Source organism: Actinoplanes sp. NPDC049265 (genome assembly GCF_043197135.1).
Taxonomy (GTDB): domain Bacteria; phylum Actinomycetota; class Actinomycetes; order Mycobacteriales; family Micromonosporaceae; genus Actinoplanes.
This window is the reverse complement of record NZ_JBICSP010000002.1, coordinates 866,059-881,791: the sequence shown is the minus strand read 5'-3', so window position 1 is coordinate 881,791 and position 15,733 is coordinate 866,059. Positions and strand designations below refer to the sequence as shown.

General features: G+C 71.9%; 14 protein-coding genes. 10 read left to right on the top strand and 4 right to left on the bottom strand.

The genetic code is table 11. The features are described from left to right. Nucleotides 1–68: 68 nt before the first annotated feature. From ACGFIO_RS09680 to ACGFIO_RS09660, 5 genes are all read left to right on the top strand, one after another. The gene (locus tag ACGFIO_RS09680; RefSeq protein ID WP_392824272.1) at nt 69–1,424 is read left to right on the top strand and encodes an aldehyde dehydrogenase family protein; all 1,356 of its coding nucleotides are present in this window, start codon (nt 69–71) and stop codon (nt 1,422–1,424) included. A 1-nt stretch (nt 1,425) separates the two neighbouring features. Beyond that, entirely contained in the window at nt 1,426–2,190 is a 765-nt protein-coding gene (locus ACGFIO_RS09675; protein ID WP_392824269.1) for a 3-oxoacyl-ACP reductase, read from the top strand. Nucleotides 2,191–2,370: 180 nt separating this feature from the next. Beyond that, nucleotides 2,371–3,057 carry a gamma-glutamyl-gamma-aminobutyrate hydrolase family protein gene (locus ACGFIO_RS09670; protein ID WP_392824266.1) on the top strand — a complete coding sequence of 229 codons (687 nt, stop codon included), beginning with the start codon at nt 2,371–2,373 and terminating at the stop codon, nt 3,055–3,057. Nucleotides 3,058–3,069: 12 nt separating this feature from the next. Next, nucleotides 3,070–3,819, top strand: coding sequence for a gamma-glutamyl-gamma-aminobutyrate hydrolase family protein (locus ACGFIO_RS09665; protein ID WP_392824265.1), 750 nt, complete (start codon nt 3,070–3,072; stop codon nt 3,817–3,819). A 120-nt stretch (nt 3,820–3,939) separates the two neighbouring features. Then, entirely contained in the window at nt 3,940–7,542 is a 3,603-nt protein-coding gene (locus tag ACGFIO_RS09660) for a SpoIIE family protein phosphatase (protein ID WP_392824384.1), read from the top strand. On the opposite strand, the gene ACGFIO_RS09655 is transcribed toward ACGFIO_RS09660, so the two are convergent. Then, the gene (locus tag ACGFIO_RS09655; RefSeq protein WP_392824263.1) at nt 7,499–7,813 is read right to left on the bottom strand and encodes an STAS domain-containing protein; all 315 of its coding nucleotides are present in this window, start codon (nt 7,811–7,813) and stop codon (nt 7,499–7,501) included. The genes ACGFIO_RS09660 and ACGFIO_RS09655 overlap by 44 nt on opposite strands. 88 nt (nt 7,814–7,901) lie before the next feature. Here ACGFIO_RS09655 and map point away from each other — a divergent pair, with 88 nt between their 5' ends. Next, a complete protein-coding gene (gene map / locus ACGFIO_RS09650; RefSeq protein WP_392824262.1) occupies nt 7,902–8,759 on the top strand; it encodes a type I methionyl aminopeptidase in 858 nt (285 codons plus the stop codon). Here map and ACGFIO_RS09645 read toward each other — a convergent pair. Genes ACGFIO_RS09645 through ACGFIO_RS09635 form a run of 3 tightly spaced genes read right to left on the bottom strand, consistent with a single transcriptional unit; the run spans nt 8,746 to nt 10,362 of the window. Then, nucleotides 8,746–9,450: a nucleotidyltransferase domain-containing protein gene (locus tag ACGFIO_RS09645; RefSeq protein WP_392824260.1), complete on the bottom strand. Its 705-nt coding sequence runs from the start codon at nt 9,448–9,450 to the stop codon at nt 8,746–8,748. The two genes, map and ACGFIO_RS09645, sit on opposite strands and share 14 nt — an antisense overlap. A gap of 46 nt (nt 9,451–9,496) precedes the next feature. Next, nucleotides 9,497–9,919, bottom strand: a complete 423-nt coding sequence (locus ACGFIO_RS09640) for a ferritin-like domain-containing protein (RefSeq protein WP_392824258.1) — start codon at nt 9,917–9,919, stop codon at nt 9,497–9,499. Next, nucleotides 9,916–10,362 carry a hypothetical protein gene (locus ACGFIO_RS09635; RefSeq protein ID WP_392824382.1) on the bottom strand — a complete coding sequence of 149 codons (447 nt, stop codon included), beginning with the start codon at nt 10,360–10,362 and terminating at the stop codon, nt 9,916–9,918. Before ACGFIO_RS09635 ends, ACGFIO_RS09640 begins: the two co-directional genes overlap by 4 nt. 192 nt (nt 10,363–10,554) lie before the next feature. Here ACGFIO_RS09635 and rimP point away from each other — a divergent pair, with 192 nt between their 5' ends. From rimP to infB, 4 genes are all read left to right on the top strand, one after another. Further along, nucleotides 10,555–11,142 carry a ribosome maturation factor RimP gene (gene rimP, locus ACGFIO_RS09630; RefSeq protein ID WP_392824256.1) on the top strand — a complete coding sequence of 196 codons (588 nt, stop codon included), beginning with the start codon at nt 10,555–10,557 and terminating at the stop codon, nt 11,140–11,142. Next, complete coding sequence (gene nusA, locus ACGFIO_RS09625; protein WP_392824253.1) at nt 11,139–12,155, top strand: transcription termination factor NusA; 1,017 nt, start codon at nt 11,139–11,141, stop codon at nt 12,153–12,155. The genes rimP and nusA overlap by 4 nt, the downstream gene beginning before the upstream one ends. Next, on the top strand, nt 12,133–12,519 hold the full coding sequence (locus tag ACGFIO_RS09620; protein ID WP_392824250.1) for a YlxR family protein: 387 nt from the start codon (nt 12,133–12,135) through the stop codon (nt 12,517–12,519). The genes nusA and ACGFIO_RS09620 overlap by 23 nt, the downstream gene beginning before the upstream one ends. A gap of 106 nt (nt 12,520–12,625) precedes the next feature. Then, complete coding sequence (infB, locus tag ACGFIO_RS09615; protein WP_392824247.1) at nt 12,626–15,688, top strand: translation initiation factor IF-2; 3,063 nt, start codon at nt 12,626–12,628, stop codon at nt 15,686–15,688. The last annotated feature ends 45 nt before the right edge of the window (nt 15,689–15,733 follow it).

Here is a 15,733-nt window from a genome sequence, read left to right as displayed (position 1 = left end):
GGCATTTTCGGCGCCCGAGTCATCGACGGGCGCACTGCGATCGGCTCGTCTCGTGTCAGGATCAACTCGTGACTCAGGTGATCAACCCTTCCACGGGTGCGGTGCTCACCTCCGTGCCGGGAATGGGTCCGCACGAGACCGACGCGGCGATCGAGCGTGCGCGGAAGGCCTTCGAGAGCTGGCGCAAGGTCGCCCCCGGCGACCGCGCCCGGCTCCTGCGCCGCTTCGCGGCGGTGGTCGACCAGCACATCGACGAGCTCGCCGACCTGGAGGTACGCAACTCCGGGCACACCATCGGCAACGCCCGGTGGGAGGCGGGCAACGTCCGGGACGTGCTCGACTACTACGCGGGCGCGCCCGAGCGGCTCACCGGCCGGCAGATCCCGGTCGCCGGCGGCCTCGACGTGACCTTCCACGAGCCGCTCGGCGTGGTCGGCGTGATCGTGCCGTGGAACTTCCCGATGCCGATCGCCGGCTGGGGCTTCGGGCCCGCGCTGGCGGCCGGCAACACGGTGGTGCTCAAGCCGGCCGAGCTGACCCCGCTGACCGCGATCCGGCTCGGCGAACTCGCGCTCGAGGCGGGCCTGCCACCGCACGTGTTCACCGTGCTGCCGGGCCGGGGCAGCGTGGTCGGCCAGCGGTTCGTCACCCATCCGGCGGTCCGCAAGGTGTGCTTCACCGGCTCCACCGACGTCGGCAAGGCGATCATGGCGGGTTGCGCCGACCAGGTGAAACGCGTGACGCTGGAACTCGGTGGCAAGAGCGCCAACATCGTCTTCGCCGACGCCGACCTGGCCAAGGCGGCCGCGTCGGCGCCGGCCTCGGTCTTCGACAACGCCGGCCAGGACTGCTGCGCCCGCTCGCGGCTGCTCGTCCAGGATTCCGTGTACGACGAGTTTCTCGCCCTCCTGGAACCGGCGGTCCGCGCCTTCCGGGTCGAGGACCCGGCGTCGCCCAGCGCCGACATGGGCCCGCTCATCTCCTCCGGCCAACGCGAATCGGTCGCGTCGTACGTCGAGGACGCCGACGTGGCGTTCCGTGGCACCGCACCCGACGGCGACGGCTGGTGGTTCCCGCCGACCGTGCTGCTGGCCCACTCGACCGGCGACCGGCACTGGCGCGAGGAGGTCTTCGGCCCGGTGCTGTCGGTGCTGCCGTTCCGCGACGAGGAGGAAGCGGTCCGGCTGGCCAACGACACCGAGTACGGCCTGTCCGGCAGTCTCTGGACCCGCGACCTCGGCCGGGCGCTGCGGGTGTCCCGGGCGGTCGAGACCGGCGCGCTCAGCGTCAACTCGCACTCCTCGGTGCGCTACTGGACGCCGTTCGGCGGCATGAAACAGTCCGGCCTCGGCCGCGAGCTCGGCCCCGACGCGCTGCACTCCTTCACCGACGTCAAGAACGTGTTCATCGCTACGGAGGACTGATTTGGAACGACTTCAGGACCGGGTCGCCGTCATCACCGGCGCCGGCAGCGGCATCGGGCTGGCCACCGCGCGACGGTTCGCCGCCGAGGGGGCACGCGTTGTCTGCGCGGACATCTCGGTCTCCGCTGGAGAAAAGGCCGCCGGGGAGGTTGGCGGGGAGTTCGTCCAGGTCGACGTGGCCGACGAGGAGTCGGTGCGGGCGCTGATGGACGGCACGGCCGAACGGCACGGGCGCCTCGACATCGTCTTCAACAACGCCGGCATCTCGCCGCCCGACGACGACTCGATCCTGGACACCGGCCTGGACGCCTGGGAACGGGTGCTCAAGGTCAACACCACGTCGGTCTTCTTCGGCTGCAAATACGCCATCCCGCACATGCGTACGCAGGGCAAAGGCTCGATCATCAACACCGCCTCGTTCGTGGCGCTGCTGGGCGCGGCGACGTCGCAGATCGCGTACACCGCGAGCAAGGGCGGCGTGCTGGCGATGACCCGCGAGCTCGGCGTGCAGTTCGCCCGCGAGGGCATCCGGGTCAACGCGCTGTGCCCCGGGCCGGTGGCCACGCCGCTGCTGATGGATCTGTTCGCCAAGGACCCGGAGCGGGCCGCCCGCCGCCTCGTGCACGTGCCGATGGGCCGGTTCGCCGAGCCCACCGAGATCGCCGCCGCGGTGGCCTTCCTGGCCAGCGACGACGCCTCATTCATGACCGCCAACCAGTTCGTCGTCGACGGCGGTATCACGGGCGCCTATGTAACACCTTTGTAGCAGTTCGGGTTTAACTCGCGGGTCTGCTGGGCAGGGTTTGTGCACGACCGATGTAATACATCGCAGGGGTCGAGTCCCCGCCCGGGCGTGCGTATGGGCGCCGCGTGGGTGGGTCGGAAGGACCCAGGTGCGCGGCGCCTCCCGTTCTGGGAAGGCGCCGCGTTCTATAACGTGGGGATCATGCGCCGTCCCATCATCGGCATCACGACCTACGTCGAGCCCGCCACCTGGGGGGTTTGGCAGGATCTGCCCACGACGCTGGTGCCGCACGCCTACGTGGAGGCGATCACCGGTGCCGGTGGGCGGGCCGTGCTGCTGCCGCCGGATGACACGGACACCGATGTTCTGCGTACCCTGGACGGGTTGGTGCTCTCCGGCGGAGCCGACCTCGGCCCGGCGCTCTACGGCGCCGAACCGGAGCCGCTCACCGTGGCCCGCACCGACCGGGACGCGGCAGAGTTGCCGCTCACCCGCGCCGCCCTCGACGCCGACCGGCCGATCCTCGGTGTCTGCCGGGGCATGCAGGTGCTCGTGGTGGCCGCCGGCGGGACGCTGCATCAGCACCTACCGGACGTGCTCGGCCACGAGAAGCACCGCCCGGCGCCGGCCGTCTACGGCACGCACGCCGTGACGCCGGTCGCGGGCAGCCGCATCGCCGGACTGCTGGGTGACGACCTGGAGATCCACTGCTACCACCATCAGGGCGTGGCCGATCCGGGATCGTTGCTGGTGACCGCGCGGACCGAGGACGGACTGCCCGAGGCGGTCGAGGACCCGGCCCGCCGGTTCGTGCTCGGTGTGCAGTGGCATCCCGAGTTGCACCGGGACAAGCGGCTGTTCGGCGCTCTGGTCGACGCCGCCCGATAGCGAAGGAGGATCATGCGCAGGCCCCTGATCGGAATGACCGCCTACGCGACGAACGTGCGGTACAACAGCAACGAGGTCCTGGCCGGGATGCTCCCGATGTCGTACGTCAAGGCGGTGCACGCCACCGGCGGGCGCGCCGTCCTGATCACCCCGGACGAGCCGGACGTCGATGTGCTGGACACGCTGGACGGCATCGTCTTCTCCGGTGGCGGCGACATCGACCCGAGGTACTGGGGCGAGGAACTGCACCCGGCGGCCGACGTCGACGAGCCTCGGGACACCGCCGAGCTGATGCTCATGAAGGCCGCCCTGGAACGTGACCTGCCGCTGCTCGGCGTGTGCCGGGGGATGCAGGTGATGGCCGTGGCCGCCGGTGGTTCGCTGCACCAGCACCTGCCCGACGTGATCGGCCACGACCGGCATCGGGCCGCACCGGGCACCGATCCGCTGGCCGCGGACTCGTCCGCGTTCGGCCGGCACGACGTCGAGGTCCGGCCCGGTTCGCGGGCGGCCGCCCTGCTCGGCGAGCGCCTGACCGTGAACTCGTTCCACCACCAGGGCGTCAACGACCCCGGTACGTTCACCGCGAGCGGCTGGTGCCCGGACGACCGGGTGATCGAGATCCTGGAGGACCCGGACCGGACGTTCGCGCTGGGCGTCCAGTGGCATCCGGAACGTACCGGTGATCTCCGGGTCTTCGCGGCGCTGGCCGAGGCCGCGTCCCGCCGGTCCGAGGCCGCACGACAGGCGCTGGCGGCCTGACCCGGCGCCTCGCGGTGTTACCGTGCTAGGCCTGGCCGGACGTGTACTGGGGAGGTGGGCGTGGGCTCGGACGACCCCCTGCCGCAGCGGCTGCGGACGGCGTTCGAGCGCGGCGGCGAGATGGGCCGCCGGATGCGCGAGCTCGACTGGGCCACGACACCCCTCGGCCCGCCCCGGGACTGGCCCGAGGAGTTGCAGTACGCGGTGGCGGCCATGCTCGCCTCGCGGGCGCAGATCGTCATCTTCCACGGGCCGGAGTACTGCGCGCTCTACAACGACGCGTACATCGAGACGATGGGCACCAAGCATCCCGGCTACCTGGGGCGGCCCGGGCGCGAGATGTGGGCCGAGGCGTGGGGCGTGCTGCAGGCCCTCTTCGACGGGGTGGTCGGCTCGGACGAGTCGTTCTGGGCCGGCGACCACCCGTTCATGCTCGACCGGTACGGGTTCCTGGAGGAAACGTACTTCGACATCTCGTACGACCCGATCCGGGCCGGCGACGGCACCGTGACCGGCGTCAACTGCATCGTCAGCGACACCACGTCGCGGGTGCTCAACGAGCGGCGCGTACGCACCCTGAGCGCTCTCGGCCGCCGCCTGGCCGATCAGGTCGACCAGGCCGGCCTGGGTGCCCGGGTGGCCGAAGTGCTCGGTGAGAACCGGGGTGACGTGCCGTTCGCTGCGCTGTGGCTGGACGATCCGGAGACCGGCGGCGAGCTGAGCCTGGCCGGGTCCAGCGGCGCGGCGCCGTCCCCGCTGACCCGGATGACGCCGGCCGAACGCGGGATCATCGCCGGCGTGCTGCGCAACGGCCGGCCCGACCGGGTGCCGACCCGGGCGGTGTGCGACCCGCCGCCGCACGCGGCCGCCGACACCGCCCTGGTGCTGCCGGTCGGCTCCGGCACCGATCAGGCCGGCGTGCTGGTCGTCGGGTTGAGCCGGCACCTGGCCATGGACCGCGACTACAGCGACTTCCTCGACCTGGCCGGCGGCCAGATCTCCCAGGCCGTCGCCGCGCACCGGGCGTACGAACTGCAACGCCGCCGGGCCACCGAGCTGACCGCGCTGGACACCGCCAAGACCAACTTCTTCTCCAACGTCAGCCACGAGTTCCGTACCCCGCTGACCCTGATCCTGGGCCCGCTCGAGGATCTGCTCGCCGCACGTCTCGACGCCGACGTCTCCGACCGGCTGTGGCTCATGCACCGCAACGGGCTGCGCCTGCTCCGCCTGGTCAACACCGTGCTGGACTTCTCCCGGCTGGAGTCGGGCCGGATTCGCGCCGCCTACCGCCCGACCGACCTGGCCACCTACACCGCCCGGCTGGCCGGCACGTTCCGCTCGGCCACCGAACGCGCCGGGCTGTGGCTGACCGTGGAGACGCCGCCGCTGGCCGCGCCGGTGCACGTCGACCGTGAGATGTGGGAGAAGATCGTCTTCAACCTGCTCGCCAACGCGGTCAAGTTCACCCGTGAGGGCGGCATCACGGTCCGGCTGGAGGCGGAGGGGGATTCGGCCGACGCGGTTGCGGTGCTGACCGTCGAGGACACCGGGGTCGGCATCCCGGCCGAGGAGCAGGCGCTGCTCTTCGACCGTTTCCACCGGGTCTCCAGCAGCTGGTCGCGCAGCCACGAGGGCACCGGCATCGGTTTGGCCCTGGTCCGTGAGCTGGCCGAGCTGCACGGCGGCGGGGTGGCCGCGGCCAGCGAGGCCGGGCTGGGCAGCCGGTTCACCGTACGGATCCCGTTCGGCACCGCCCACCTCCCGGCCGAGCGGCTGATCGCCGACCCGCGGCAGCTCGGCGACGAGCTCGACCCGCGGCTCTACCTGGACGAGACACAGAGCTGGTCGGCCGAGCCGGCCCGCCCGGCGACCGGCGGTGCCGGGCCGGGCGGCCGCATCCTGCTCGCCGACGACAACGCCGACCTGCGCGAACACGTGTCCCGGCTGCTGCGGCCGCACTTCGAGGTGACAGCGGTGGCCGACGGGCAGGCCGCCCTGGAGACGGCCCTGAAGGAGCCGGTCGACCTGGTCCTGACCGACGTGATGATGCCCCGCCTGGACGGCTTCGGGCTGATCCGGGCGCTGCGGGCCGACGAACGGACCCGGGACGTGCCGATCGTGGTGCTCTCGGCCCGCGCGGGCGAGGAGGCGTCGGGCGAGGGGCTCGCCGTCGGCGCCGACGACTACCTGGTCAAGCCGTTCTCGGCGCGGGACCTGGTGGCCCGGGTGCGGGCCAACCTCGAGCTCGGCAAGGTACGCCGGCAGATCATCAGCCGATTGCGCGGGCTGGTCGACGCGGCGGCGGCGGTCAACACGGTACGCACCACCGCCGAGGTCCTCGACGTCGCGGCGCGGCACGTGCGGGCGATGACCGCGGCCGGCCGGGTCGTGGTGACCGCCCCGGGCGTACGGGCCGAGGTGGACGGCGGCGCCGCCCCGGGCGCGACCCCGGTGTCGGTGCTGCCACTGCTGGACACGGCCGGGGTCGAGCGCGGCGAGCTGAGCGTGTGGGAGGGCACCGGCGGCGTACTCGAACCGGCCCTGCTGACCCAGTTGGCCCGGCTGATCGGCCTGCGGCTGGAGAACGCCCGGATCTACGAGGCCGAGCACCGGATCGCCACCACGTTGCAGCACAGCCTGCTGCCGGCCTACCTGCCGCGGATGCCGGGGGCCATCGTCGCCGCCCGCTATCTGCCCGGCAGCACCGAGGCCGAGGTCGGCGGCGACTGGTACGACGTGATCAGCGCCCCGGGCGAGAAGCTGTTCCTGGTCATCGGGGACGTGGTCGGTAAGGGTGTGCAGGCCGCCGCCGGGATGGGGCAGCTGCGCAACGCTCTCCGCGCGTACATCCTCGAGGGTTTCGGCTGCGGGGAGAGCCTGAGCCGCCTCAACCGGCTGGTCGACAACCTGGGCCGGCGGCAGTTCGCGACCGTGGTGTGCGTGTGCTTCGACCCGCGAACCCGGATCTTGCATTACGCGTCGGCCGGTCATCCGCCGCCGGTGCTGACCGCCGCCGGCACGGACGGCACGTTCCTCTACGACGCGGCCATGGGACCGCCGATCGGCGCCCTCAGCGACATCGACTACCCGACCCGGGAGGTCGAGCTGGACGCCGGTACCCGGCTGCTGCTCTACACCGACGGGCTGGTCGAGGACCGGCGCCGGGGCATCGACACCGGGCTGGCCGAGCTGACCAGCGACGTCGCCAAGCCGGCCGAGCACATCGAGGACCTGCTCGACATGCTGCTGGCCAAGGCGTCCCAGCAGTCCCGCCGGGACGACATCGCGCTGCTGGCGCTGCAGGTCACCGAGCCCCGCGAGTTCGTGCTGCGGCTGCCGTCCGACCCGACCCGGCTGAGCGTGCTGCGCCGGCGGCTGGAGGACTTCCTCACCGCGCACGAGGTCCCCGAGGCCGACGTGTTCGATCTCACGGTGGCGGTGTCGGAGGCGGCGGCCAACGCGATCGAGCACCCGATCGACCCGGCCGAGCCGTTCATCACCATCGAGGCGTCACTGGATCGGGAGGCGGTGACCGTGACCATCCGGGACACCGGCACCTGGCGGCCGTCGAGCGGGCCGGGCTTCCGCGGGCGGGGGCTGGCGCTGATCGGGGCGCTGTCGGAGATGTCGCTGGTCCGGTCCGAGTTCGGCACCTCGGTGACGTTGCGCCGGCCGCTCACCCGGGATGTACCACCCACGGCTGAGTCGCCAGACCACTGATGTCGAGGACCCGGTGGACCTGGGTGGACGGGATCACGTGGAGGGAGCCGGGGTAGCGCTCGTTCAGCCGGATCAGGGCGTGCAGGGCGGCCGAGTCGAAGAAGGTCACCGCGGTCAGGTCGAGGGTCGCTCCGCGTACGCCCTGCGGGGTCGCCGCCCGGAACATGGCCTCCGCGGTCGACATGTCCACCTCGCCGGTCACCGTCACGGTGACCCGGTCGTCGTGTACCTCACCGACGGCGGAGAAGGAGCCGAGCCCGTCTTGATCCACGGCTGCACGATGGCACAGCGCTCCGAGGGCAGGCAACAAGGGGTTGTGCCAGGTGGGTGAACGAGGGCTCAGCGATAGGCTGGTACGCATGACCGAACGAGCCCCGCTCACCCCGGGTGAGCAGTCCCCGCGGCGGCAGGTGCCCGCTGACATCACCCGCCCGGAGTACGTCGGGAAGCCCCGCCCGAAGGAGTACCACGGCTCGCACGTCCAGTCGGCCGAGACCATCGAGCGGATGCGCCTGGCCGGTCGGCTCGCGGCCCAGGCCACCCAGCTCGCCGGCGAGCACTGCAAGCCCGGCGTGACCACCGACGAGATCGACGCGGTGGTGCACGAGTTCCTCTGCGACCACGGCGCCTACCCGTCGACGCTGGGTTACAAGGGCTATCCGAAATCCTGCTGCACCTCGCTCAACGAGGTCATCTGTCACGGCATCCCGGACAGCACGGTGATCGAGGACGGCGACATCGTCAACGTGGACGTGACGGCCTACATCGGCGGCGTGCACGGCGACACCGACGCGACGTTCCTGGTCGGCGACGTCCGCGAGGAGGTGCGGCTGCTGGTCGAGCGCACCCACGAGGCGATGATGCGGGGCATCCGGGCGGTGGCGCCGGGCCGCCCGATCAACGCGATCGGCCGGGTCATCGAGGCGTACGCGCGCCGGTTCGGGTACGGCGTGGTCCGCGACTTCACCGGGCACGGCATCCACGGGACCTTCCACAGCGGCCTCTACGTGCCGCACTACGACAACCCGAAGCTGGACACGGTGATGGAACCGGGCATGACCTTCACCATCGAGCCGATGATCACGCTGGGGACGTACCAGTACTCGATGTGGGCCGACGGCTGGACCGTGGTGACCAAGGACGGCTCGTGGACGGCCCAGTTCGAGCACACCCTGGTCGTCACCGAGGACGGCTACGAGATTCTCACTCTGCCCTGAGAAAGTCGTCGATCGTCCCGTCGACCGGGCGGCCCCGCGCGGTCAGATCCTCGGCCTGCGCCTTCAGCAGCGCACCGAGCTCGCGCATGTCGGCCGAGGCCAGGCCGGTGCGCTTGACCGCGTCGGCCCGGCTGCGGAAGTAGGTGCGGCTGAGCAGCCCGGTCACCATCGCGGCGTGCAGGCGGGCCTCGGCCATCAGCACCAGGGCGGTGTCGGTCTCGTACCACTCGGCCAGCCGTACCGCCCGGGCGTGCGCCGCCGACGCCACACCCCAGTTGCGCCGGGCCAGCGCGGTGAACTCGCCCGGCCGGGTCTCGGCCAGCTTGGCCAGGTGGGCGTCGCGCTGCTCGGCGAACCAGCCGTGCGGGTCGTAGAGCGATTTCGCCGACAGGTAGCGGTCGGCGATCAGTGGCCAGCGCGGGGTCAGTTCGCGGGCCCGGCGCAGGCCCTCCTCGGCGTTCACCACGGTCAGGTCGACCAGGATGCCGTCCACCCGGCGCAGGGTCGGCCGTGGTCCCGCGTTCCGGTAGGTCACCACGAGCAGGTTGACGTCGCTGCCGTCGGTGTCGTCGCCGTGCGCCACCGAGCCGTGCACGCCGATCGCGCGGACGTCGGCCGGCCAGCGGTTCTCGATCAGGTCACGCAGCCGGGCGGCGAGGTGACCCCGCGGCCCGGCGACATCGATGTCCATGGGACCCGTTCTATGCCGGGCGGGCCGGAAAAGCCATGGTCAGCTTCTACGCCGGGCGGCCGGGAAAGGCCATGGTCAGCGGGGCGACGCCGGCGGCCCTGCGCCAGCGGACGGCCTGGATCGCGGCTCCGCTGAGCGCGGCCAGCGAGACCGCCCGGTCGGTGCCGCTGGTCGCCGCCAGCGTCGCCCGCCAGGCCTGGGCCACCCCGTCCTCGACCTGGATGGCCAGCTTGAGGGCGGTCTCCTTGTCGGTCACCGGGAACGGCAGGTCGTAGCCGGCCGGTGCCGGGGCCGGGCTGGCCTTGAGCTCGTCGAGGCGGCTGACCAACTGGTCGCGGCGGGCGCGGTGGTCGGCCTCGGCCGATCGGGCCAGCGTCTGGGCGGTGCCGCTGAGGTGCACCCCGATGATTCCGTACGCGTAGATCGCCGCTTCTTCGGCGGCCAGCGCCCGGGCCAGGTCCTCGTTCACCTCAGCGCCTCGACATGGGCGGCCCGGCAGGCGGCGATCGACCCGACCAGGACGGCCCGGGCGGCCGGGGCGGTGCGGGCGGACGCGTCGGCGGTCTTCATCGCCCTCGATTCCGCCGTACGCATTCCCGGCAAGTCCTCTTCCCGCGTGGGAGCGCTCGACGGGCTGGACGGCGCGGGTGCACCGATGACCCGGGACAGCTCGGCGGCGTGGGCCCGGTGGTCGGCGGCCAGCGGGGTGATCCGGGCGGCCAGCTCGGGCTGGGCCGCGGCCAGCCGGTCGTAGGCCTCGGCCAGCGCCAGCGCGTCGTCCAGGATCGGCTGCAGCGGGTCCGGTTCGGGGATCGGTTCGGGGTCGCTGTCGAAGAGTCCGCAGCCGCTCGGCGCGGTCATGGCCACCGCCCCGATCACGGTCGCGCCGAGCACGCGCCGCCGGTTCCACATCCCCACGGCGGATAGTCAACACCATTCACACCATCGGTAGTTAACCGGTCGCTGACCAGCGGCTCGTGGGGATTCGGAGCGGCGGCGGCCGGGCTTTCCGAGCGAAGCGTTACGCTCTGCGCAGCCGCCGGGGGTTTTCGGCCCGGCGGCATGCCGGTGTTTCCGGCGGCGGCCAGAAAGGGGTGTTCATCGATGACGCAGCGTGGTCGCGCGGGCTCTCGCCCGGGTCATCGCCGCCCCGGTGGCGGCCGTGACCGGGACGCGGCTCCCGATCGTCCCGCGGCACCCCGGATCGACCTGGCCGCGGCCAAGGCCCGGGTGCTCGCCGTGATCGAGCCGGTGGTCACCGCGGCCGGGTACGACCTGGAGGACATCGGCCTGTCCCGGGCCGGCCGGCGGCACGTGCTGCGCGTCCTGGTCGACGCCGACGGCGGAATCAGCCTGGACGACGTGGCGTTGGTCTCCAGGGCGATTTCCACCGCGCTGGACGCGGCCGAGGAGTCCGGCGATGAGGTGATCGCCGGGGAATACCAGCTCGAGGTCGGCTCGCCCGGGGTCGACCGGCCGCTGACCCTGCCCCGGCACTGGCGCCGCAACGTGGGCCGTCTGGTCACGGTCAACGGGCAGACCGGCCGGGTCACCGCGGCCGACGAGACCGGCATAACTCTGGACTCGGTTGTGGTGGCGTACGCGGACCTCGGTCCGGGTCGCGTCCAGATCGAGTTCAAGCGCATGGAAGAAGCCGAGTTCGAGGACGAGGATGAGGAGGGCGAGGAATGAACATCGACCTCGCGGCGCTGCGCGCCCTGGAGCGCGAGCGGGAGATCCCGTTCGACACGATCCTCGCGGCGATCGAGACGGCGCTGCTCACCGCGTACCGCCACACCGACGGCGCGGAGACGCACTCCCGGGTGGAGATCGACCGCAAGACCGGCGCGGCCCTGGTCTTCGCCCAGGAACTGGACGACGAGGGCACTGTCGTCCGCGAGTGGGACGACACCCCGCACGACTTCGGCCGGATCGCGGCGATGACCGCCAAACAGGTGATTCTGCAGCGGTTGCGCGAGGCGACCGACGAGGCCCACTTCGGCGAGTACGCCGGCCGCGACGGTGACCTGGTGACCGGCGTGGTCCAGGCCGACGCCGCGCGGGCCGAGAAGGGCATCATCATCGTCGACCTGGGCAAGCTCGAGGCGGTGTTGCCGCAGTCCGAGCAGGTTCCCGGCGAGACCTACGAGCACGGCGCCCGGATCCGGTGCATCGTGGTGCACGTGGTGAAGGGCTTCCGCGGCCCGCAGATCACCCTGTCCCGGTCGCATCCGGCGCTGGTCAAGAAGCTGTTCGCGCTCGAAGTGCCGGAGATCGCCGACGGCACGGTCGAGATTGCCGCCATCGCACGTGAGTCAGGTCACCGTACGAAGATCGCGGTCCGGTCGACCGTGCCCGGGGTGAATGCCAAGGGCGCCTGCATCGGCCCGATGGGTCAGCGGGTCCGGGCCGTGATGAGCGAGCTGCACGGTGAGAAGATCGACATCATCGACTGGTCGGACGACCCGGCACAGTTCGTCGGCAACGCGCTCTCCCCGGCCAAGGCCCTGCGGGTCGAGGTCGTGGACGCCGCGTCCCGCACCGCCCGGGTGACCGTTCCCGACTTCCAGCTGTCCCTGGCCATCGGCCGTGAGGGGCAGAACGCCCGGCTGGCGGCCCGGCTCACCGGCTGGCGCATCGACATCAAGCCGGACAACGAGCCCGCCGGCGTCACGGAACACGATGCCGCCGAAGCCGGAAGCTGACCGAATACGCGCAGCCGTAGGCGGAGGAGTAGACTTGCTCACGGCCGGGCCGACACGCACCTGTGTCGGTTGTCGCTCACGCGCCCCGGCCTTCGCATTGTTGCGGTTCGTCGCGGCCGGTTCCGGGGATGATCTCCGGCTCCAGCCTGATCCGAACCGCCGACTGCCGGGGCGGGGAGCCCATCTGCATCCCGATCCGGCTTGCTTCGCGCTGGCGGAGCGGCGTCGTGCCTTCGGGCGCGCGTTGCGACTCATCGGTGTTGCTGACACCGGTCCGCTGGCCGAGCACATCCGGGTGGTCTCTCGACCCTCCGGAGCCGCCGATGGCGGGGCGTCGAAGCCCAGCCACGACCCAGCAAGGTAGGACGACCGACATGAGCACACGATGAAGTCCCTGAAATGAACAGGCTTCTAGTGCACGAGTGAGGTCGCTGCGGGTGCGCCTGCACGACCTCGAAGTGAGGAGTGCAGTGCCAGGCAAGGCCCGCGTACACGAGCTCGCAAAGGAGCTCGGGGTCGACAGCAAGACCGTTCTCGCCAAGCTCAAGGACATGGGCGAGTTCGTCAAATCAGCTTCCAGCACCGTCGAGGCCCCCGTGGCCCGGCGACTTCGTGGTGCCTTCGAGGCGTCGAACGGCAGCGCTCCGGCGCCCGCCGCGGCGGCTCCCAGCGCGCCCAAGTCCAGCACGAGCGCGCGACCCGCGCCGCCGCGTCGTCCCTCCGCGCCCGCGCCGGGAGCAGAGGCGACCAAGCCCAGTGCCCCGTCGTCCCCGGCGCCCGCACCCGGCCCGTCGGTCCGTCCCGGGCCCCGGCCCGGTCCGGCCCGTCCCGGCCCCACGCCCGGTCCGGTCGCCAAGCCGGCCAGCGCGCACGACATCGAGGTGGCGGCGGCCGAGGCGCGGGCTTCCGCGCTCAAGGCCGAGCAGGAGGCCGCGGTCAAGGCCGCACAGGCCGCCCGGACCAGGGACGCCGAACGCCGGCAGCAGACGCCGCCGGCCGATGGTGGTGCCACGCGTCCGGGTCCCGGTCCGCGTCCCGGCCCCGGTTCGGTGCCGCCGCGTCCGGGTTCACCGGCCTCGCGTCCCGGCCCCGGTCCGCGTCCCGGCCCCGGCGGTAACACGCCGCGTCCGCCGTCGCGCAGTCCCGGCAACAACCCGTTCGGTGTCTCCGGCGGCTCCGGCCGTCCGACCCCGAACGCCATGCCCCGGCCCGGCGGCCAGTCCGGCAGCGGCATGCCGCCGCGGCCGAGCCCGGCCTCGATGCCGCCGCGGCCCAGCCCCGCGTCCATGCCGTCGCAGCGTCCGGGTCGTCCCGGTCCTGGCGGCGGTGGCGGTGCCGGTCGCCCCGGTGGTCCCGGCGGCGGTCGTGGTGGCCCCGGTGGTGGCGGTGGCGGTGGCTTCCGTCCCGGTGGTGGCGGCGGTGCCGGCGGTGGCGGTTACCGTGGCGGCCCCGGTGGTGGCGGCGGTGGCGGTGGCTACCGTGGCGGCCCCGGTGGTGGCGCTGGTGGTGGCGGTTACCGCGGTGGTCCCGGCGGTGGCGGCGCTCCCGCGGGTGGCGCTCCCGGGCGTCCCGGTGGTGGCGGTCGCGGTCGTGGCGGCGGTGCCGCGGGTGCCTTCGGGCGTCCCGGTGGCCGGCCGACCCGTGGCCGCAAGTCCAAGAAGCAGCGGCGTCAAGAGTTCGACAACCTCAGCGCCCCGGCGATGAGCTCGGGCGCGCCGCGCGGCCAGGGTCAGGAGATCCGGCTGTCGCGTGGTGCGTCGCTGTCCGACTTCGCCGACAAGATCAACGCGAACCCGGGCTCGCTCGTCCAGGAGATGTTCAACCTGGGCGAGATGGTGACCGCCACGCAGTCGGTGTCCGACGACACCCTGCTGCTGCTGGGCGAGCACCTGGGCTTCAACGTGGTGATCGTCAGCCCCGAGGACGAGGACCGCGCGCTGCTGGCGCAGTTCAACATCGACCTCGACGCCGAGGTGGCCAAGGACCGGCTGGTCACCCGGCCGCCGGTGGTGACCGTCATGGGTCACGTCGACCACGGTAAGACCAAGCTGCTGGACGCGGTCCGCAAGACCAACGTGGTCGCCGGCGAGGCGGGTGGCATCACCCAGCACATCGGCGCCTACCAGGTCGTGGTCGAGCACCAGGGCGAGGACCGGGCGATCACCTTCCTGGACACCCCGGGTCACGAGGCGTTCACGGCCATGCGTGCCCGTGGTGCCAAGGCGACGGACATCGTGATCCTGGTGGTCGCGGCCGACGACGGCGTGATGCCGCAGACGGTCGAGGCGTTGAACCACGCCAAGGCGGCCGAGGTGCCGATCGTGGTCGCGGTCAACAAGGTCGACAAGCCCGACGCCAACCCGGAAAAGGTGCGGCAGCAGCTGGCCGACTACGGCCTGCTGGCCGAGGAGTACGGCGGCGAGACGATGTTCGTCAACGTCGCGGCCAAGCCCGGCATCGGCATCGACGAGTTGCTCGAGGCCGTCCTGCTGACCGCCGACGCGGCGCTGGAGCTGACCGCTCCGATCGACGGGCCGGCGCAGGGTGTCGTGGTCGAGTCGCACCTGGACAAGGGTCGCGGTGCCGTGGCCACCGTCCTGGTGCACAAGGGCACGCTCCGGGCCGGCGACTCGATCGTGGCGGGCGGCGCGCACGGCCGCGTCCGCGCCATGCTCGACGAGAACGGCAACACGGTGGCCGAGGCCGAGCCGGCGCGTCCGGTTCTGGTCCTGGGTCTGACCTCGGTGCCGGGTGCGGGTGACACCTTCCTGGCGGCCGAGGACGACCGGACGGTGCGGCAGATCGCCGAGCAGCGGCAGGCTCGCCGCCGCGCGGCCACGCTGGCGAACTCGCGTCGGGGCCGGACGCTCGAGGACCTGGTCAACGAGCTGAAGGAGGGCGAGAAGACCTCGCTCACCCTGATCATCAAGGGCGACAGCTCGGGTTCGGTCGAGGCCCTGGAAGACGCACTGTTCAAGATCGATATTCCGGACGAGGTCCAGCTCAAGGTCATCCACCGCGGCGTCGGTGCGGTCACCGAGAGCGATGTGAACCTGGCCAGCGCCTCCTCCGAGGCAACCGCCACGATCATCGGCTTCAACGTCCGGGCCTCGAACAAGGTCAAGGAACTGGCCGACCGCGCCGGCGTGGAGATCCGCTACTACAGCGTCATCTACCAGGCCATCGAGGAGATCGAGGCGGCCCTCAAGGGCATGCTCAAGCCCGAGTACGAAGAGGTCGAGCTGGGCACGGCGGAGATCCGCGAGGTCTTCCGCTCGTCCAAGATCGGACTCATCGCGGGTTGTGTGGTCCGTACCGGCCTCATCAAGCGCAACGGCAAGGCCCGCATCCTGCGGGACGGGGTCGTCGTGTCCGAGGGCAACGTCACGATCAGCTCGCTGCGGCGGTTCAAGGACGACGCGACCGAGGTCCGCGAGGGCTTCGAGTGTGGTCTGACGCTCACCGGGTTCGGCTCGCCGCAGGTCGGCGACGTGATCGAGACCTTCGAGATGCGCGAGAAGCCGCGCGCCTGATCGGCTCGTGCAGTTCGGCCCCGCACCGGTTCGGTGCGGGGCCGT